The organism is Micromonospora sp. NPDC049204, from assembly GCF_040647935.1.
Lineage (GTDB): Bacteria > Actinomycetota > Actinomycetes > Mycobacteriales > Micromonosporaceae > Micromonospora.
This window is the reverse complement of sequence record NZ_JBEZDC010000002.1, coordinates 12,714-31,404: the sequence shown is the minus strand read 5'-3', so window position 1 is coordinate 31,404 and position 18,691 is coordinate 12,714. Positions and strand designations below refer to the sequence as shown.

The 18,691-nt window shown below is 72.1% G+C and carries 17 protein-coding genes; 7 read left to right on the top strand and 10 right to left on the bottom strand.

From position 1 onward, the window contains the following. The first annotated feature begins 58 nt into the window (after positions 1-58). Entirely contained in the window at positions 59-940 is an 882-nt protein-coding gene (locus tag AB0A90_RS03100; protein ID WP_357240774.1) for an SMP-30/gluconolactonase/LRE family protein, read from the top strand. A gap of 96 nt (positions 941-1,036) precedes the next feature. Continuing rightward, positions 1,037-2,140: an L-dopachrome tautomerase-related protein gene (locus tag AB0A90_RS03095; RefSeq protein WP_357240771.1), complete on the top strand. Its 1,104-nt coding sequence runs from the start codon at positions 1,037-1,039 to the stop codon at positions 2,138-2,140. 21 nt (positions 2,141-2,161) lie between these two features. Here the strand turns inward: AB0A90_RS03095 and AB0A90_RS03090 are convergent, their stop codons facing one another. Then, on the bottom strand, positions 2,162-2,917 hold the full coding sequence (locus tag AB0A90_RS03090; protein ID WP_357240768.1) for a dienelactone hydrolase family protein: 756 nt from the start codon (positions 2,915-2,917) through the stop codon (positions 2,162-2,164). Positions 2,918-3,061: 144 nt separating this feature from the next. Between AB0A90_RS03090 and AB0A90_RS03085 the strand changes: the two genes are divergently transcribed. The 4 genes from AB0A90_RS03085 to AB0A90_RS03070 all read left to right on the top strand — a co-directional run bounded on the left by AB0A90_RS03085 (position 3,062) and on the right by AB0A90_RS03070 (position 5,460). Next, complete coding sequence (locus AB0A90_RS03085) at positions 3,062-4,024, top strand: SDR family oxidoreductase (RefSeq protein WP_357240765.1); 963 nt, start codon at positions 3,062-3,064, stop codon at positions 4,022-4,024. Between the two features lie 105 nt (positions 4,025-4,129). Continuing rightward, a complete protein-coding gene (locus AB0A90_RS03080) occupies positions 4,130-4,537 on the top strand; it encodes a hypothetical protein (RefSeq protein WP_357240762.1) in 408 nt (135 codons plus the stop codon). Beyond that, the gene (locus AB0A90_RS03075; protein ID WP_357240759.1) at positions 4,534-5,037 is read left to right on the top strand and encodes a universal stress protein; all 504 of its coding nucleotides are present in this window, start codon (positions 4,534-4,536) and stop codon (positions 5,035-5,037) included. The genes AB0A90_RS03080 and AB0A90_RS03075 overlap by 4 nt, the downstream gene beginning before the upstream one ends. A 39-nt stretch (positions 5,038-5,076) precedes the next feature. After that, positions 5,077-5,460, top strand: a complete 384-nt coding sequence (locus tag AB0A90_RS03070) for an SAV_915 family protein (RefSeq protein WP_357240756.1) — start codon at positions 5,077-5,079, stop codon at positions 5,458-5,460. On the opposite strand, the gene AB0A90_RS03065 is transcribed toward AB0A90_RS03070, so the two are convergent. The 8 genes from AB0A90_RS03065 to AB0A90_RS03030 all read right to left on the bottom strand — a co-directional run bounded on the left by AB0A90_RS03065 (position 5,361) and on the right by AB0A90_RS03030 (position 17,037). Beyond that, positions 5,361-7,370: an FAD-dependent oxidoreductase gene (locus AB0A90_RS03065; protein ID WP_357240752.1), complete on the bottom strand. Its 2,010-nt coding sequence runs from the start codon at positions 7,368-7,370 to the stop codon at positions 5,361-5,363. The two genes, AB0A90_RS03070 and AB0A90_RS03065, sit on opposite strands and share 100 nt — an antisense overlap. Positions 7,371-7,473: 103 nt before the next feature. Beyond that, positions 7,474-8,154 (bottom strand): response regulator, encoded by a 681-nt coding sequence (locus tag AB0A90_RS03060; protein WP_357240750.1) that lies wholly within the window; start codon positions 8,152-8,154, stop codon positions 7,474-7,476. Beyond that, positions 8,151-10,703, bottom strand: a complete 2,553-nt coding sequence (locus AB0A90_RS03055) for a DUF4118 domain-containing protein (RefSeq protein ID WP_357240747.1) — start codon at positions 10,701-10,703, stop codon at positions 8,151-8,153. Before AB0A90_RS03055 ends, AB0A90_RS03060 begins: the two co-directional genes overlap by 4 nt. A gap of 71 nt (positions 10,704-10,774) precedes the next feature. Continuing rightward, on the bottom strand, positions 10,775-11,656 hold the full coding sequence (locus tag AB0A90_RS03050) for a potassium-transporting ATPase subunit C (protein ID WP_357240744.1): 882 nt from the start codon (positions 11,654-11,656) through the stop codon (positions 10,775-10,777). Continuing rightward, positions 11,656-13,851, bottom strand: a complete 2,196-nt coding sequence (gene kdpB / locus AB0A90_RS03045; protein WP_357240741.1) for a potassium-transporting ATPase subunit KdpB — start codon at positions 13,849-13,851, stop codon at positions 11,656-11,658. Before kdpB ends, AB0A90_RS03050 begins: the two co-directional genes overlap by 1 nt. A 20-nt stretch (positions 13,852-13,871) precedes the next feature. After that, complete coding sequence (kdpA, locus tag AB0A90_RS03040; RefSeq protein ID WP_357240738.1) at positions 13,872-15,527, bottom strand: potassium-transporting ATPase subunit KdpA; 1,656 nt, start codon at positions 15,525-15,527, stop codon at positions 13,872-13,874. After that, a complete protein-coding gene (kdpF, locus tag AB0A90_RS03035) occupies positions 15,527-15,616 on the bottom strand; it encodes a K(+)-transporting ATPase subunit F (protein ID WP_036390805.1) in 90 nt (29 codons plus the stop codon). The genes kdpA and kdpF overlap by 1 nt, the downstream gene beginning before the upstream one ends. Positions 15,617-15,996: 380 nt before the next feature. Then, positions 15,997-17,037, bottom strand: coding sequence for an SAM-dependent methyltransferase (locus AB0A90_RS03030; protein ID WP_357240735.1), 1,041 nt, complete (start codon positions 17,035-17,037; stop codon positions 15,997-15,999). A 72-nt stretch (positions 17,038-17,109) separates the two neighbouring features. Here AB0A90_RS03030 and AB0A90_RS03025 point away from each other — a divergent pair, with 72 nt between their 5' ends. Then, positions 17,110-18,006 (top strand): zf-HC2 domain-containing protein, encoded by an 897-nt coding sequence (locus AB0A90_RS03025; RefSeq protein ID WP_357240732.1) that lies wholly within the window; start codon positions 17,110-17,112, stop codon positions 18,004-18,006. A 46-nt stretch (positions 18,007-18,052) separates the two neighbouring features. On the opposite strand, the gene AB0A90_RS03020 is transcribed toward AB0A90_RS03025, so the two are convergent. Then, positions 18,053-18,688: a CGNR zinc finger domain-containing protein gene (locus AB0A90_RS03020; RefSeq protein ID WP_357240729.1), complete on the bottom strand. Its 636-nt coding sequence runs from the start codon at positions 18,686-18,688 to the stop codon at positions 18,053-18,055. Positions 18,689-18,691 lie beyond the last annotated feature (3 nt).

Sequence of the window (18,691 nt, the reverse complement as noted above, 5' to 3'; positions counted from 1 at the left end):
GCACCGACGACCGAAGCGGACCGGCCGCCGCCGACCGGAGATCTCTTGGAGGAGCACCATGGAGCTGACCGAGCCGACCGTCTGGAGCACCGACCGGCTGGAGCTGGGCGAGGGGCTGCGCTGGGTCGACGACCGGCTGGTCCTCGTCGACCTGCTGGCCGGGCGGCTGTTGGAGACCGACGGCGACGCCCCGGCCCCACTGCGGGAGGTGCGCCGCCTCGACGTTCCGCTCGGCGCGGTCGCCCCGGTGGCCGACCGTCCCGGCGACTGGCTGGCCGCCGCCGGGACCGGCGTCACCGTGCTGCCCGCCGGCGGCGACCCCCGACCGGTCGCCGACCTGGTCGGCGACGCGCCCGAGCCGACCCGGATGAACGACGCGGTCGCCGACCCGCACGGCCGATTCTGGGCCGGCAGCATGACGTACGCCGCGGTCCCCGGCGAAGGCACGCTGTACCGGCTGGCCCCGGGCCAAGCACCGGTGCCCGCGGTGACCGGGCTGACCATTCCGAACGGGCCGGCGTTCGACGCCACCGGCACCACCATGTACCTGGCCGACACACCGCGCGGCGAGATCGACAGGTTCACCGTCGACCCGGGCACCGGAGACCTGCACGGGCGGGAGCCGTTCCTGCGGCTCTCCCCCGACGACGGCGGCCCGGACGGGATGACCGTCGACGCGGCGGGCCACCTCTGGGTCGCGTTCTGGGGTGGCTCGGCGGTCCGCCGCTACCGGCCCGACGGCACCCTGGACCGGGAGATCCGGCTGCCGGCGAAGCAGCCCGCCGGCATCTGCCTGGGCGGCCCCGACCTGCGCCGACTCTTCATCGGCACCGCCCGGGTCGGGCTGAGCGCCGCGGGTCCGCAGGACGGCGCGCTGCTCGCGGTGGACGTCGAGGTCCCCGGCCTGCCCGCCGCGTACGCCGCCGCGCCGGTGAGCTGACCGAGGAATATCGGACGCCAGGGCGGGAACAACCGCACCGGAGCGCGCTACCGACCGAGCAGGAGGCGAGACGATGGGCATCGTGAGGTGGGCGTCATGAACGGGCCGGTGGGCGACGAGCCGGTGGGCGAGCTGGAGTTGGTGCACACCTTCACCGGCCCGATGCCGACCGGGGTGAGCGTCTCGCACCAGGGCCGGATCTTCGTCAACTTCCCGAAATGGGGCGACGAGGTGCCGGCCACCGTCGTGGAGCTGCGCGACGGCCGGGAGGTGCCCTACCCCGACCAGGCGTGGAACGACCCGTCGGGCGACGACGACGCGGGCGCGTTCGTGTCGGTGCAGAGCATCGTGGTGGACCCGGCCGACCGGCTCTGGGTGCTGGACACCGGGAGCCCGATGTTCCAGCCCACGAAGCCGGGCGGCCCGAAGCTGGTCCGGATCGACCTGGACACCGACACGGTCGCCCAGGTGATCACCTTTCCGGCGGACGTGGCGCTGCCGACGACGTACCTCAACGACGTCCGGTTCGACCTGCGGCGCGGTGAGGCGGGGGTCGCGTACATCACCGACTCGGCGGACTCCGGGCCGAACGGGATCATCGTCGTCGACCTGGCCAGTGGCGCTTCCTGGCGGCGGCTGCACGACCACCCGTCCACGAAGGCGGAGCCGCTGGCGACGTTCCGGCCGGTGGTCGAGGGCCGACCGTTCCTCGAACGGCCGGCGGACGGCCCGCCGAAACCGGTGAGCATGGGCTCCGACGGCATCGCCATCTCGGCCGACGGCAGTCGGCTCTACTACTGCCCGCTGGCTTCGCGCCGACTGCACAGCGTCTCCACCGAGGCGCTGGCCGACCCGGGCGTCACCCAGGAGGCGGTCGCCGCGACAGTCGTCGACGAGGGGGACCGGGGCACCGCCTCGGACGGGTTGGAGAGCGACGACGCGGGGCGGCTCTACCTCACCGCGTACGAGCACAACGCGGTGTTGCGCCGGCTGCCGGACGGCGAGTACGAGACCCTGGTCCACGACCCTCGGCTGCTCTGGCCGGACACCATGTCGGTGGCCACCGACGGGTACCTCTACGTCACCGCCAACCAGCTGCACCGGCAGGCGCAGTACCAGCGGGGCAAGGACCTGCGGCGCAAGCCGTACGCGCTGTTCCGCACCCGCATCGACGCCGGCCCGGTGCTGCTGCGCCGCTGACCGGACCGGCGCGCTCGTCAGTCAGCTCGCGGGCAGGGCGCGGTCCAGCAGGTCGAAGAGGGCGGCCCAGTGGCGCTCGGTGGCCTGCTCGTCGTACATCGGGGTGTCCGCCATGGTGAAGCCGTGGTGGGCGCCCTCGTAGACCTCCGAGCGGTAGCGCACGCCGGCCGCGTCGAGTGCCTTCTCCAGCGTGGCGATCTGCTCGGGCGTCATCGACCGGTCGGCGTCGGCGTGCCCGAAGTACACCTCGCCGGTGATCGAGCCGACGGCCAGGTGGGGGCTGTCCGGCGCGTCGGTGGCGAGGTACCCGCCGTGGAAGCTGGCGATCGCGGCGATGCGGTCCGGGTGCGCCTCGATGGCCCGCAGCGCGTTCGTGCCGCCCAGGCAGTAGCCGGTGATGGCGACCGGACCCGGCCGGACGTCGTCGCGGGCGGCCAGGAAGTCGAGGTACGCGGTGGTGTCCCGGTCGAACACGTCCGGGGTCAACGCGCCGGCCAGCGGCATGATCTGCTCGAAGAGCGCGCCGCGCTGGTCCGGCTCACCGAGTCGGGACAGGTCGAACAGCGGTGCCCGGCCGGCCCGGTAGAACAGGTGGGGCGTCAATACCAGGTAACCCCGTGCGGCGATCCGTTCCGCCATCTCGACCAGGCGCGGGCGCGGCCCGAAGGCGTCCATGAAGAGCAGCACCGCCGGGAAGGGGCCGTTGCCGTCCGGCCGGGTCAGGGACGCGTCCGCCACTCCGTCGCTGGTCGGGATGTCCACCGTCGTCGTCCGCACCGTGCCTCCTCGTCCGAAAGTCCATGATCGTCAAGGACGTTACTCGCCGGACAGCCGGCCCGTGCGACAGCCGGGGACCGTCGATCCCTGGATAAGACGACCCTGGGTGGTGGTCGGCGACCGATCCAGGCTTGTCCACGACCGATGAGGGACACCGCCGACCTGGGAGTTGTTGTGCTCGACCTGACCGTTCCGGACCTGACTGGAAAACTCGCCGTCGTGACCGGCGGCAGCGACGGCCTGGGCCTCGGCCTGGCCACACGGCTGGCGCGCGCCGGGGCCGAGGTGGTGCTGCCGGTCCGCAACCCGGCCAAGGGCGCCGCCGCGCTGGACGTCATTCGAGCCGCCGTGCCGGGTGCCGTCGTCTCGACCCGGAAGCTGGACCTCGCCTCGCTGGACTCGGTGGCCGCGCTGGCCGACGCGCTGCTCGGCGAGGGTCGACCGATCCAGATCATGATCAACAATGCCGGCGTGATGACGCCTCCGACCCGGCATGCCACCGCCGAGGGCTTCGAGCTGCAATTCGGCACCAACCACCTCGGGCACTTCGCGCTGACCGGGCGGCTGCTGCCGCTGCTGCGGGCCGGCCACGCCCGGGTCACCACCATGTCGAGCAGCGCCGCCCGCTCCGGGCGGCTCGACTGGGACGACCTGCAGAGCACCCACCGGTACGCGGCGATCCGGGCGTACAACGCGTCCAAGCTGGCCACCCTGCACGTCGGGTTGGAGCTGGACCGACGGAGCCGGGCCGCCGGCTGGGGCATCGTCAGCAACGTCGCCCATCCGGGCACCACGATGACCAACCTGTACGCGTCCGGTCCCAACCTGGGACGCAGCCGGCCGTCGCTGCACCACTCGATCATGAGCCGGCTGGCCCGCTGGGGCATCCTGGTGCACTCGGTGGATGCCGGGCTGCTCCCCGCCCTCTACGCCGCCACCAGCCCACAGGCGCGGGGCGGCCGGTTCTACGGCCCGGACGGGCTGGGGCAGTTCACCGGCAGACCGACCGAACTGGCCGTCTACCGCTCCGCGCACGACACGAGTGACGCGGCACGGCTGTGGACCGTCTCGGAACGACTGGTGGGTGTCGAGTTCGTCGGCAACTGACCGGCGTAGGCGTCGGCGTGAACGCGGCGTCAAGAATTGGCGGTGGCCCGTCGAAATGGCGTATCGGCGGGCGCACCGCCGCCTCTCGGTGGTGACGATGGACCCATGAGTCCTTGGCGGATGACACGCTGGGAACGCGGGGACCTCCCACCCGGCAGCGACAGCGACAGCGGCCCGGACGCGCCTGGCAGTCCGGGCGAGCCGGCACGCCGGCACGAGGCGCTGGTGAGCGTTCGGCTGGGACCGTCCGCGCCCGGCAGTCACCTGGTGGAGTACCTGCGGCACGAGCCCTGCGCCGTCGACGCGTGGTGGATCGCCGCCGACATCGACGCCGTGGTGCGACTCTCCGCCGACAGCAGGACCGTTCTGCACCGAGCCGTGGCCGACCTGCGCCGCCGGGCCGGGGTGGAGGTGGCCGCGGCCAACTACATCCTCCGCGCGCTCGACCTGAGCACGCAGGCGGAGCCGCGTACCGGAAAGGACGCCCCGGCGTGGGCGGTGTCCGCCGCGTGAGCCGCCCCGCCGTTGGCCGCCGGATCGTGGTGGGCGTCGACCGGTCGTTCGCCGGAATGCAGGCCCTGCGCCGCGCGATGCAGCTCGCCCGCCGCGACGGCGCGCACCTGGACGCCGTACGCGCCTGGGTCTTCGCGCCGACGTGGCGGCCCGGCACCCTGACGTGGCGTTGGCAGGACGAGTGCGACCGGGCCGCGGTGGTCTACCTGCGTGGCGTCTTCGACGCGGCGCTCGGCGGCATGCCCCGGGACGTGACCGTCCGATTGGTGGCGACCCAGGGGTACGCCGGGCAGGTGCTCGTCGACCACGCGCACCGGGAAACCGACCTGCTGGTCGTCGGCAGCCCGGAACGCGGGCGGTTCGGCCGGTCGCGTGGCCACGTCACCCGGTACTGCGTGACGAGGGCGGCCGTGCCGGTCGTCGCGGTGCCCGCGCCGTCCTGGGCGCGGGCCTCGACGATCCGCCGCTTCGCGCACGACCTCGAACGTTTCAGCCGATGACCTCTTCTCCCCACCGCTTTCGAAAGGACCAGCCCCACCATGGACGAGGCCCCGATAATTTACGCCGTTCCGGTGCGCGACCTGCCGGGACGGCTGGTGCGGACGGTGCGGACCGGCCGTTCGCCGCAGGGCCAGCGGCTGGGCATCGCCTTCACCCGGCCGGAGCTCCTGGCCGCCGCGATGGGCGTCGATCAGCACTGGGAGGAGTTGTGCGAGTCCGCGTTGCGCGGCATGCTGCGCCCTCTCGGCATCGACGTGATCCAGGTCGACCCCCTGCTGGTGGCGCCGCCGCTGGATCCGAAGACCGTCGCCCGTCCGATCAGTCAGGCGCGGACGAAGCGCACCGCGTCCGCGACCACGTGGCCGTCGGTGTCCTCGGTGCGGATCAGTACGCTCCCGTCGGTGCCCGCCGTGAACGGGTAGGTGCCCAGCGGCACCCACTGGCCGCCGGCCTGCCGCTGGTCCACCGTGCGGGTGACCAGCCCGCCGGAGTATTCGATGTCGACAGGCACGTTCGTCGCCCGGTTCGCGTTGGCGGTCCAGCGCAACTGCACCGTCCACGACCCGGCGGCGGGCAGCGTGGGGCGGAACCGCAGCCGGTTGACGCCCTTGGCGGTGTTGCCGTCGTGCTCGTAGTCCGGGCCGTAGAAGCCGCCGACGCTCGTGCTGCGCAGCCACGTGCCGGCCCGGGTGATCCCGCTGCTCGCGGCGTTGTCCAGGATCACCTCGCTCGTCGAGCCCCACTCCAACACCGCGCCGTCCTGCCGCAGCCGAGACTGGAGGGTGGGCACGGGCACCTCCTGCACGGCGAGGTTCCCGGCGAGGGCCAGCGACGCGGCGGTGGCCGCCGCCTGCCCGAGGATCATGAACACGGGTTCCATCCGGATCGAGCCGTACGCGATGTGGCTCGCCGAGAGGCAGACCGGCACCAGCAGGTTGGCGCACTGCGCCCGGTGCGGCACGATCGCCCGGTAGCTCACCGGGTACGGCGCCGGCACCCCGATCTGCACGTCCCCCTCGTTGCGCACCTTGCCGTCGACCACCACCCGTTGACAGTTGTGCGAGTCCATCGTGTAGCTGGCCAGGCCCACCGAATCGGTGGCGCGTACCCGGCCCCGGCAGTCGGCCTCGGTCATCACGTACGCGGCGAGCATCCGGCGGGCCTCGCGGATGTAGAGCAGCGGCGGCCAGCCCCCGGTGATGGTGAACTCGTCCACCGGCAGCCCCCAGCGGGCCGTCGAGTCCCGGACCGACGCCGGCAGCCGGGGGTCGTTGGCCAGGAACCACATCAGCCCCTGCTGGTAGGTGCGGTGCTCGGCGATGATGCTCTCCCGTACGGCCCAGCTCGCCGTCGGGTACGCGTGGTTGAAGCCGATGTGGTCGGTCGACACGGCGCCGTTGTTGTTGGAGTCGGTCTTGCCGCCGCCGACCGAGTGCGTGGTGAAGTACGGCCCGGCGTAACCGGCCTGGATGTGCCGCAGCAGCAGCTCGTAGCGGATCGGGTCGTAGCCGGACGGTTTGCCGAACGGGATCCGGTTGGCCGCCTGGGTCAGGCACATCCGGAAGCAGTACGCCTGGATCCGGTCGTCGGCGCTGCCCTGCGGGGCGAGCGGTGTGGCGGAGATGCCCGGCAGCAGACCGCTGGCGGGCGAGCCGGCCGTCACGTACGGGTCGACGGGGTAGACGAACTGGTGGGTGTTGCGCGACTGCACCCCGTTGATCGTCTCGCCGTAGGTGTCGTTGGACTCCCGCCCGACGGTGAACCCCACCCCGGCCAGGGCCAGCAGATCGCCCTCGTAGGTGGCGTCGACGAACATCCCGCCCCGGTAGATCGAGCCGTCCTCGGTGCGCAGCTCCGTGATCCGGTCGCCGGCGCGGCCGAGGCTGCTCAGTCGGGCGTCGACGATCACCGGCACGCCCGCCTCGGCCAGCATCTCGGCGAAGACGGCGGCGGCGACGCGCGGTTCGAAGGTCATCCGCAGCGGCGACGTCGGCGTGAGGGTTCCGCCGTGGTACTTCACGTACACCCGGCGGTAGAACTCGGCGGCGAGGCCGCCGATGGACGCCTGGACGCCGGTGTCGGTGGCGCCCAGCCCGGCGGTGCTCAGCCCGCCGACGTGGCTGGTGGGTTCCACCACCACGGCGGTGCGACCGAGTCGGCGCATGGTGATCGCGGCGGCCAGCCCGCCGGAGGTGGCGCCGTAGACGACCAGGTCGGCGGTGGTGACGGCGGCTCGGGCGGGGCCGGCGCGGAACGGGTCGGTGAGACCGGCCAGGACGAGGCCGGCGCCGCCGGCGGCCAGCAGCCGACGACGGGACAGGGGCTCAGACACGGCGGGACTCCCGAGGGGTAACCGGTGGAGGGGACGGTTACAGAAGCACGCCGCTGCCACTGCTAGCGAAATTCTTCAATCTCTGCCGGCGGGTGTCAACGGGTCAGGGGCGGTAGCGGTAGCCCATTCCCGGCTCGGTGATGAGGTGGCGGGGGCGGGCCGGGTCGTCCTCCAGCTTGCGCCGTAGCTGGGCCAGGTACTGCCGCAGGTAGTTGGTCTCGTTCTGGTATTCCGGCCCCCACACGTCCTGGAGGAGCTGACGTTGGCTGACCAGCTTGCCGGGGTGGCGCAGCAGCTTCTCCAGCACGCTCCACTGGATGGGGGTCAGCTTGACCTCGGTGCCGTCGTCGCGCCGCACGCGGTGGTCGACCAGGTCGACGGTGTGCTGGCCGATCCGCAGCGCAGGTACCGCCTCGCTGGGCCCGCCGAGCCGACGGGTGACGGCACGGATGCGGGCCAGCAGCTCCTCCACCCCGAACGGCTTCGTCACGTAGTCGTCGGCGCCGGCGTCGAGGGCGGCGACCTTGTCCTCACTGCCGGCTCGGCCGGACAGCACGATGATCGGCACCGTGGTCCAGCCGCGCAGTCCGCGGATCACCTCCACGCCGTCGATGTCGGGCAGGCCGAGGTCCAGCACCACCAGGTCGGGCGGGTGGCTGGCGGCGGCCTTCAACGCGGCGGCCCCGGTGTCGGCGACGTCCACCTCGTATCGGCGGGCGCGCAGGTTGATCCGCAGGGCACGCAGGATCTGCGGTTCGTCGTCGACGACCAGGATGCGCGTCATTCCCGCGGCCCCTCCGAGCTGGTCTGGGCGGCGGCTGGCAGCCGCAACACCATGGTGAGCCCACCGCCGGGGGTGGTCTCCGGGGTGATGCTGCCACCCATCGCCTCGGCCAAACCCCGGGACAGGGCGAGTCCGAGACCGACGCCGGTCTGGTTGTCCCGGTCACCGAGGCGTTGGAACGGCAGGAAGACGTGCTCCCACTGGTCCTCCGGGATGCCCGGTCCCCGGTCGATCACCCGCAGTTCCACCTGGCCGGCGTGCGCGCTGGCGGTGATGGTGGGCGGTTGGTCGGGCGGGCTGTAGCGCAGGGCGTTGGCGATGATGTTGACCAGCACCCGTTCCAGCAGGCCCGGGTCGGCGGTGGCGGCCGGCAGATCGGCCGGGATGTCCGTGCCGACCGTCGCGGCCCCCGGGCCAAGTTCGTCCAACGCCAGGGGTACGGCGTCCTCCAGGCCGATCGCCGTCGCCGTGATGCCGAGGACACCGGCCTGGAGACGGCTCATGTCCAGCAGGTTGCCGACGAGCCGGGCGAGCCGGTCCAGCGACTCCTCGGCGGTCTCCAGCAACTCCTCGCGGTCGGACTCGTCGAACTCGATGTCGTGGCTGCGCAGGCTGGTCACCGCCGCCTTCGCCGACGCGAGGGGCGTACGCAGGTCGTGGCTGACCGCGGCGAGCAGCGCGGTACGCATCCGGTCCGCGGCCGCGAGGGGCCGGGCGGTGGCGGCCTCCTCGGCGAGCCGTTCCTGGCGCAGCGCGACGGCGGCCTGGGCGGCGAACGCCTCGACGATCCGCCGGTCGGCGGCCTCCAGCCGTCGGCCGCTGAGCACGACGGTGATCCGCTCGTCGACCGGCACCGCCGTCTCGCCGCCGTCGGGCGTGCACGCCGGCTGGTCGCCGACGCTGGCCACGACACACCAGGCGTGCTCCTCGCGGGCGCGCTCCGGACGCCCGCTGGCCTCCTCGGCCAGCTCCAGCACGCTCACCGCGCGCAACCCGAACGTCTCCCGGAGCTGGTCCAGCAGGGCGGGCAGCGGGCGTTCGCCGCGCAGCACGCCACCGGCCACCGCGGCGAGGGTCTGCGCGTCGGCGGCGGCCCGCGCCGCTTCCCGGGTCCGCCGGGCGGCCACGTCGACGATCCAGCTCACGGCGAGGGCCACCCCGACGAAGACGGCCAGGGCAAGCAGGTTGTCCGCCTCGGCGATGGTCAGCGTCCGGTACGGCGGGGTGAAGAACCAGTTGAGCAGCAGCGACCCGCCGAGCGCGGCGACCAGGGCCGGCCACACCCCGCCGACAAGCGCGACCCCGACGACCCCGGCGAGGAACAGCAGGATGTCGTTGGTGAGGGTCAGGTCGGGCAGGGTCTTCAGCAGCAGGGTGAGCAGCGGCATGCCCAGCACCGCCAGGCCGAAGCCGAGCAGTCGGCGACGGCGGGACAGCGCCGCCGGCACGGCTGCCGCCCGACGGCCCTTGCCGGCCTGCTTGTGGGTGACCAGGTGCACGTCGATCGAGCCGGAGAGCGCGGTGGTGGTCACCCCGACGCCTCGGGCGAAGATCTGCGCGAGGCGACCCCGCCGGCTGGCGCCGAGCACCAGTTGGGTGGCGTTCACGCCCTGGGCGAAGTCCAGCAGCGCGGCCGGCACGTCGGTGCCGAGCACCTGGTGGTACGTGCCGCCCAGGCTCTCCACCAGCACTCGTTGCCGGGCCAGTTGGGCCGGGTCGGCGCCGGCCAGGCCGTCGCTGCGGGCCACGTGCACGGCGAGCAGGTCGGCACCCTTGCTGCGGGCCGCGACCCGGGCCGCCCGGCGGATCAGCGTCTCGCCCTCCGGGCCACCGGTCAACGCGACCACGACCCGTTCCCGGGCCTCCCAGGTGGCCGCGATGCCCTGCTGACTGCGGTAGCGGTCGAGCTGCTCGTCGACCTTGTCGGCCAGCCAGAGCAGCGCCAGCTCGCGCAGCGCGGTGAGGTTGCCGACCCGGAAGTAGTTGCCCAACGCGGCGTCGATCTTGTCGGGTCGGTAGATGTTGCCGTGCGCCATCCGCCGGCGCAGCGCCTCCGGGGTCATGTCGACGAGCTCGACCTGCTCGGCGGCGCGGACGATCTCGTCCGGCACGGTCTCCCGCTGGGTGGTGCCGGTGATCTGGGCGACGACGTCGTTCACCGACTCCAGGTGCTGCACGTTGACCGTGGACAGCACGTCGATGCCCGCGTCCAGCAGCTCCTGGACGTCCTGCCAGCGCTTGTCGTGCCGGGAACCGGGCACGTTCGTGTGCGCCAACTCGTCGACGATCGCGATCTCGGGCCGGCGGGCCAGCACCGCGTCCAGGTCCATCTCGGTGAACTCGGCGCCCCGGTAGTCCATGGTGCGGCGGGGCACCTGCTCCAGATCGCCGAGCATCCCGGCGGTCTGTTGGCGGCCGTGGGTCTCCACGAAACCGATCACCACGTCGGTGCCGCGCGCGGCCCGCCGCTGGGCCTCCTCCAACATGGCGTACGTCTTGCCGACGCCGGGGGCGGCCCCGAGATAGATGCGCAGTTCTCCGCGTGGCACGGGACCATCCTCCCTGGTCAGATCGGCGGGCGGGGCCGCGCCGGTCGGCACGGCCCCGCCCGCGACTGCGCTCAGCGCGCGGCGAACTGCTTGTCGAGGGCGATGTTGAGTTCCAACACGTTGACCCCGGGCTCGCCCATGAAGCCCAGCCCACGCCCGCCGGTGTGCTCCTGGACCAGCTCGCGGACCGCCGCCGGGTCCGCGCCGCGCTCGCGCGCGACCCGGTTCACCTGCAACTCGGCGTACGCCGGGCTGATCTGCGGGTCGAGGCCGCTCGCGCTGGCGGTGACCGCGTCGGCGGGGACCGCCGGGTCGGCGGGCGCGTCGCCACGGATCGGGGTGACCACCCCGCCGGCGGCCACGTAGTCCTCGCCCGGCTGGGCCGGCTCCACCGTCACCCCCTGGTACGAGGAGACGAACGGGGTGGCCGGGGCGGCCTGGTTGACGCTGACCACCCGGGTGACCCGGCCGGTCAGACCGTCGGCGCGGAAGACCGCGAGCACCGCGCCCACCCCGTCCTCGGTGCAGTACGGGCGTCGACCGTCGACGCCGTTCAGCTCGCCGACCGACTTGCTGCGCCCACAGACCTGGGTGAGCAGGCTCTCGCTGGACTCCTCCGGGTCGGTGGCGATGGTGTCGACGACGCTCTCCGGACCCAGGTTGCTGGCCGAGGTGGACGTCGGGTCGTAGCCGTCGCCGGCGGCGGAGGGGCGGGACTGGAAGTAGCGGGCGATCGGGTTGCCGTCCGCGTCGGTGAAGGACTGGCCGATCAGCGCGCTGCCGACGGTGTTTCCGCCCGCGGTGATCAGCGAGCCGTCGGCCTTGTCGTCGAGGCCGGGCAACTTGCCGACCGCTACCAGGGCCAGTGGGTAGACGAGGCCGAGCAGCACGGTGAAGACGAGTACGGCGCGCAGCGCGGCGAGGTGTTGGGCGATCCAGGTGGGTAGACGCATCACGAAATCCCCGGGATGAACTGGATGAGCAGGTCGATGAGTTTGATCCCGATGAACGGCACGATGATGCCGCCCAGGCCGTAGACCAGCAGGTTGCGGCCGAGCAGCTTCGACGCGGCGGCCGGCCGGTACCGCACGCCCCGCAGGGCGAGCGGGATCAGCGCGATGATCACCAGGGCGTTGAAGATGACCGCGGACAGGATCGCCGACTCCGGGCTGGACAGCCGCATGATGTTCAGCGCGTCCAGGCTCGGGTAGAGGCCGGCGAACATGGCCGGGATGATCGCGAAGTACTTCGCGATGTCGTTGGCGATGCTGAACGTGGTCAGCGCGCCCCGGGTGATCAGCAACTGCTTGCCGATCTCCACGATCTCGATCAGCTTGGTCGGGTCGGAGTCGAGGTCGACCATGTTGCCGGCCTCCTTGGCGGCCGACGTACCGGTGTTCATGGCCACCCCGACGTCGGCCTGGGCGAGCGCCGGCGCGTCGTTGGTGCCGTCACCTGTCATCGCGACCAGCCGACCACCCTCCTGCTCCCGCTTGATCAGCGCGAGCTTGTCCTCCGGCGTGGCCTCGGCCAGGAAGTCGTCCACCCCGGCCTCGTCGGCGATGGCCTTCGCGGTGCGCGGGTTGTCGCCGGTGATCATCACGGTCCGGATGCCCATCCGGCGCATCTCGTCGAACCGCTCCCGCATGCCGGACTTGACGACGTCCTTGAGGTGGATGACGCCCAGCGCGCGGGCGGGCGCACCGTCGACGTGCTCGGCGACCACGAGCGGAGTGCCACCGGTGCCGCTGATCGCGTCCACGATCTCGCCGACCTGCTCGGTCGGGTGGCCGCCGTTCTCCCGTACCCACTTCATCACCGCTGCGGCGGCGCCCTTGCGGACCCGGCGGGCCGTGCCCACCGCGCCGCCGTCCACGCTGCCGTCCGGCGTCAGGTCGACGCCGCTCATCCGGGTCTGCGCGGTGAACGGTACGAACGTGGCGTGCGGCATCACACCGGGCTCACGCTCGCGCATCCCGAACTCGTTCTTCGCCAGCACCACCACCGAGCGCCCCTCCGGGGTCTCGTCGGCCAGGCTGGACAGTTGCGCGGCGTCGGCGAGCGCCGCGGGGTCGACCCCCTCGACAGGTACGAACTCGGCGGCCTGCCGGTTGCCGAGCGTGATGGTGCCGGTCTTGTCCAGCAGCAGGGTGTTGACGTCACCGGCGGCCTCGACGGCCCGGCCGCTCATGGCCAGGACGTTGCGCTGCACCAGCCGGTCCATACCGGCGATGCCGATGGCGGAGAGCAGCGCGCCGATGGTGGTGGGGATCAGGCAGACCAGCAGCGAGATCAGCACCACCCCGGTGACGCCGGAGCCGGTGATCGCACCGCTGTCCGGTGCGGCCGCCTGGTACGCCTTGCTGAAGATCGCCAGCGGCTGGAGGGTGACCACGGCCAGCAGGAAGATGACCGTGAGCGCGGCGAGCAGGATGTTCAGCGCGATCTCGTTCGGTGTCTTCTGCCGGTTGGCGCCCTCGACCAGGGCGATCATCCGGTCGATGAAGCTCTCGCCCGGCTTCTGGGTGATCTTGACGATGATCTGGTCGGAGAGCACCTTGGTGCCGCCGGTGACCGCGCTGCGGTCACCGCCGGACTCCCGGATCACCGGAGCCGACTCGCCGGTGATGGCCGACTCGTCAACGCTGGCGATGCCCTCGACGATGTCGCCGTCGCCGGGGATGATGCCGCCGGCCTCGACGAGCACCACGTCGCCCTGGCGCAGCTCCGGCGCGGGCACCGCCTCGTCGCGGTAGGTGTTGGCCCGCGCGCCCGGCTTCCAGTCGATCAGCCGGGTGGCGATGGTGTCCTTCTTGGCCTGCCGCAGCGTGGCGGCCTGGGCCTTGCCCCGACCCTCGGCGACCGCCTCGGCCAGGTTGGCGAAGACCACCGTCAGCCAGAGCCAGACGGTGATCGCCCAGGCGAACACCGACGGGTCGAGCACCGCCAGGACGGTGGTGAAGGCCGCGCCGACCTCGACGATCAGCATCACCGGGTTGCGCCACAGCGTGCGGGGGTCGAGCTTGCGTACCGCGTCCGGCAGGGACCGGACGAGCTGCTGGGGGTCGAGCAGGCCCCCGCCGATCCGGTTGCCCTGGGTGGCGGGCGTGCCGGGGAGTTGCTCTGTTGGGGCGGACGTGACGGACATGTCCTCGTTCCTCATGATGGTCAGAGCCCCTCTGCCAGCGGACCGAGCGCGAGCGCGGGCAGGAAGGTCAGCGCGACGAGGACCACCGTGACGCCGACGACCATGCCGATGAACAGCGGTCGGTGGGTCGGCAGGGTGCCCTCGGACGCGGGGGTGGGTGCCTGGCGGGCCAGCGAGCCGGCCAACGCGAGCACGAAGATGAGCGGCAGGAAGCGGCCCAGCAGCATGCACAACCCCAGCGCGGTGTCCCACCAGGTCGTGTTGACGGTGATGCCGCCGAAGGCGGAGCCGTTGTTGTTGCTGGCCGAGGTGAACGCGTACAGCACCTCGGAGAGGCCGTGCGGGCCGACGTTGAGCGCCGTGGAGTTGTTGCCGGTGGCGAACGCGGCCGCCGTACCGACGAGCACCAGGATCGGCGTGATCAGGAAGTAGAGCGAGGCGAACTTGATCTCGCGCGACCCGATCTTCTTGCCCAGGTACTCGGGGGTGCGACCCACCATCAGGCCGGCCACGAAGACCGTGATCACCGCGAGGATGAGCAGGCCGTAGAGACCCGAACCGGTGCCCCCCGGCGCGACCTCGCCGAGCATCATGTTGACCATCGTCATCATGCCGCCGAGCGAGGTGAACGAGTCGTGGAACGAGTTCACCGCGCCGGTCGAGGTGAGCGTGGTGGCGGCGGCGAAGGTGGCCGAGTTCGACACGTCGAACCGCACCTCCTTGCCCTCCATCGCCGCGCCGACCGCCTGCGGCACCGTGCCGTGGCCGGCCAGCTCGAAGATGTTGGTGATGGCGACGCTGAGGAACGCGAGGATGCCCATCACCGCGGCGATGGCGTAGCCCTGCCGGTTCTGCCCGACCATCCGGCCGAAGACCCGGGGCAGACTGAACGGGATCAGGAAGATCAGGAAGATCTCCAGCCAGTTCGTCCAGGTGGTCGGGTTCTCGAACGGGTGCGCGCTGTTGACGTTGTAGAAGCCGCCACCGTTGGTGCCCAGCTCCTTGATCACTTCCTGGCTGGCGACCGGACCACCGGTGATGGTCTGGGATCCGCCGGTCAGCGTGCTCACGTCGGTGCCGCCGGAGAGGTTCTGCACCACGCCGCCGATCATCAGCGCGATCGCGCCGAGCACGGCGATCGGCAGCAGGATCCGCAGCACGATCCGGGTCAGGTCGACCCAGAAGTTGCCGAGCTGCCCGGTGCGACTGCGGGCGAAGCCGCGGACCAGCGCCACCGCCACCGCGATGCCGACCGCCGCCGACACGAAGTTCTGCACGGCCAGACCGGCCATCTGCACCAGGTGGCCCATCGTCGACTCACCCGAGTACGACTGCCAGTTGGTGTTCGTCACGAACGACACGGCCGTGTTCCACGCGCCGTGCGGCACCACCGGGTCGAAGCCCAGGGACAGCCACAGGTGGTTCTGCACCCGCTGGAACACGTACAGGAACAGGATCGAGACCGCGGAGAACGCCAGCACACTGCGGGCGTACACGCCCCAGGTCTGCTCGGCGGCCGGGTTGACCCCGACCAGCCGGAAGATGCCCCGCTCGACCCGGGACTGCTTCGTGCCGGCGACCGCCCGGAACATGTAGTCACCGAACGGCTTGTAGACGGCGACGAGAGCCGCCACCAGCGTCACGATGAAGATGACGCCCGCTGTTGTCATGGTCATCAGAAGCGCTCCGGAAACAGCAGGGCGAACACCAGGAACGCGCCCAGGACGATCGCGAGCACCAGACCGACGGCGTTTACCGCGTTCACAGCTTCTCCACCGCCCGGACCACCAGGGCGAGCACTGCGAACAGCACCACCGTCAGGACCACGAACACCACGTCAGACACGCTGACTCCTCAGCCGGAAAGGTTCGTCGCGACCGCCTTCCGGTCGCGCCGGGCAATCAAAGCCCCACCACCCGCCAGACGGCAGGGGTCATAACGCGACCATGACGGAGCCGAACCTTTTCTTGACGTGGTTTTCACACAGGTGCACTGAACAGGTGAAATGCGGCACAGATCCCGCGCATGTCCGGGGGTGGGGGGTCAGTTGCGGGACCCGTCCGCGGCCCGGAGCGGGCGGCGGCGCGGTGTAGCGCGGGCGGAGGTGCGGGGCGGGGTCCGGGCGGGCGGAGGTGCGGGGCCGGGTCAGGCCGGGCGGCGGGCCACCAGCACGTCGCGCATGATCGACTGGTCGACCCGGTGCCGCAGCGCGCGGTAGGGCTCGGTGTCGACCACGGTCAGGCCGGCGTCGGCCAACGCCGCCGCCGCGTCCTCGCGGCTGGCGACGTGGGTGTTCCAGGAGACCCCGAGCGCACCGCCGGGGCGCAACAACCGGGCCCAGACCGGCGCGGCGTCCGCGAGCAACGCCAGCGGATCGCGGGTCAGGCCCTTCTCGGCGGTACGACTGCCGTGCTGCACGCCGTACGGCGCGTCGGCGACGACCAGGTCGACGGTCTCCGGGCGGAAGAACTCCGCCGAGCGGGCGGTGTCGGCGTTGACCACGTCCAGCAGTTGGGTCTGGCCGGCCTTGTGCTCCTCGCGGGTCGGAGCCAACTCGATCCGCACCCGCCGGCCGACCACCTTGCGCTCCCGCCGTACCGGCCCCGACTCCAGCACCCGGTGCTTGACCCGCTTCTGCTTCAGCCAGGTGGTGATGAACGCCCGGTACGCCTCGACGTCCTTCTGGTCGCGCTCGATGCCGGAGGCGTCGAACCCGTACATCAGGGCCTGGTTCAGGGTGGTGCCCCGGCCGCACAGCGGGTCGAGCACCCGGAACCGGCGGCTGGTCAGCTCACCGGCCCAGTCCGAGGCGAGCAGGGTGACGTTGAGCAGCAGTTTGGTGAACTGCTCGTTGGTCTTGCCCGGGTACTTCTGGATGGTGAGCAGGTCGTCGTCGTAGCGGTCCAGTCGGCTCCACTCGATCGGCCGCAGCAACTCACCGACGATCTCGAACAGCGCGTACCCGGCGGAGAGGTTGCCCAGGGCGGCCAGGTCCCGCTCGGTCAACCCGTCACCGGTGAAGGTGACGTAGGACGCCCCACCGACCACCTCGGTGTCCAGCTCGCCGATCTGGCCGTCGAGGGCCGAACGGCCGAAGATCTCCAGCTCGGCCCGGGTGAGGTCGATGGCGGAGCGGGCGTACACCCGGTTGGTGGCGGGCAGGATCAGCAGGCCGTAACGCGTCATGATCGGGCGAGTATTCCACAACAGCCCCCGGTCGCCGGGAACCGGAGCGCCCCCCGGAGCGACTACCGGTACATGGGGTGTGAGCAGTGGCGGGAGGTCCTGTCCGCGCAGTTGGACGGGGAGGAGACCGCCGCCGAACTGACGGCGGTGCAGGGACACCTGGACGGGTGTGCCGATTGTCGGGCCTGGTTCACGGCGGCGGCCGCGGTGACGCGTCGGGTTCGTACCCGATTGGTGGCCGATGTGCCCGACCGGACGGCGGCGATCCTGGCCGCCGTCGCGGCGGAGCCGGTCCGCCGGTCGTGGTGGCGGCGCGGTGGCTCGGTCGCCGGGCTACGCGCGGCGTTCGGGCGGGCCGGGTTGGTCGCCGGGCTACGCGCGGCCTCCGGGCGCGCCGGGTTGGTCGCCGGGCTACGCGCGGCGCTCGGGCTGCTCGGCGCGGTGCAGTTGGTGCTCGGGCTGGCCCAGGTGGGCCGGGGCGCGACCGCCGATCACCTGCACCCGGCCGGCCAGCACCTGTGGCACGAGTCGGCCGCGTGGAACGTGGCGGTGGGTGCCGGCTTCCTCTTCGTGGCGGTCCGCCGCAGCCCGCCGGCCGGGCTGCTGCCGATGCTCAGCGCGTTCGTCGGCACGTTGCTGCTGCTCTCGGTCAACGACCTGGCCACCGGATCGGTGGGCGGGGAGCGGCTGGTCAGTCACGGGTTCCTGGTGGTCGGCTACCTGATCACCGTGTTGCTGTCCCGGCCCGGCCTGCGCCCCGGTGGACCTTCGCCGCAGCGGCAGCCCGCACCGTCACGCTGGCGGTTCGGCGCCGACGAGGTGGACCGGCCGCTGCGGGTGGTCCGCCCCGGGTCGTACCCGGCGCAGGCCGCCGACCGGTACGCGGCCCCGGTGGCGCGTGCTGATCATGCCGCCGCGGCGACGCGTGCCGAGCGCGGTGGGCGGGCCGGCGGACGCCGCGCCGCCTGATCGCCGGCGGCGTCGACCGGCGCGTCGCCAGCCCGGCGCGGGCAGGTCAATCCGCCTGCCGTAGGCGCGCGCGGTGGGCGCGCAGGTTGCTCGGGTACCCGCAGACGCGGACGGAGTGCCAGACGCCGCTGTTGTTCCGGGACCGGTCGTAGAACGCCACCTGGCAGCGTGGATTGCGGCAGGTCTTGATCCGCCGCCCGGTGTCGGCGAGTTGTGCCTCGAACAGCGTCGCGAGCACGAGCGAGATCAGCAGTTCCGCCCCGACCCCGGCGGGGTCGAGCTGGACGGACCCGTTCCGGTCGAGTCGCAGCGTGGCACCGGCGGAACGCAGCCCGGTCGGGGCCGGCTCCTCGGCCGCGGGGCGCCCGGCTTCAGCCGTGGTGTGGACCCGGGAGTGGATCTCGTCCCGTAGGTCGTCGCGAAAGGTCCGTAGCGCCCGGAGTCCCGCCGCGTCGAGGGCGACTGCGGGCGCCGAACGCCCGGTGGTCGTCGACCATCGATCGGCGGCGTCAAGTGCCCACGCCGTGGCGCTGGTCAGCTCGTCGAGAAGGTCCGGCTGCCTCGGCGCACCGGCCGAGATCGTGTTGAGCAGATCCTGGACCAGACCGAGGCCACCCGGGGCCTGGTCCAGGTCGTATCTCGCGGTGGCGGGCCACAGCGCGGGGTGCGGTGCCGAGGACATGAT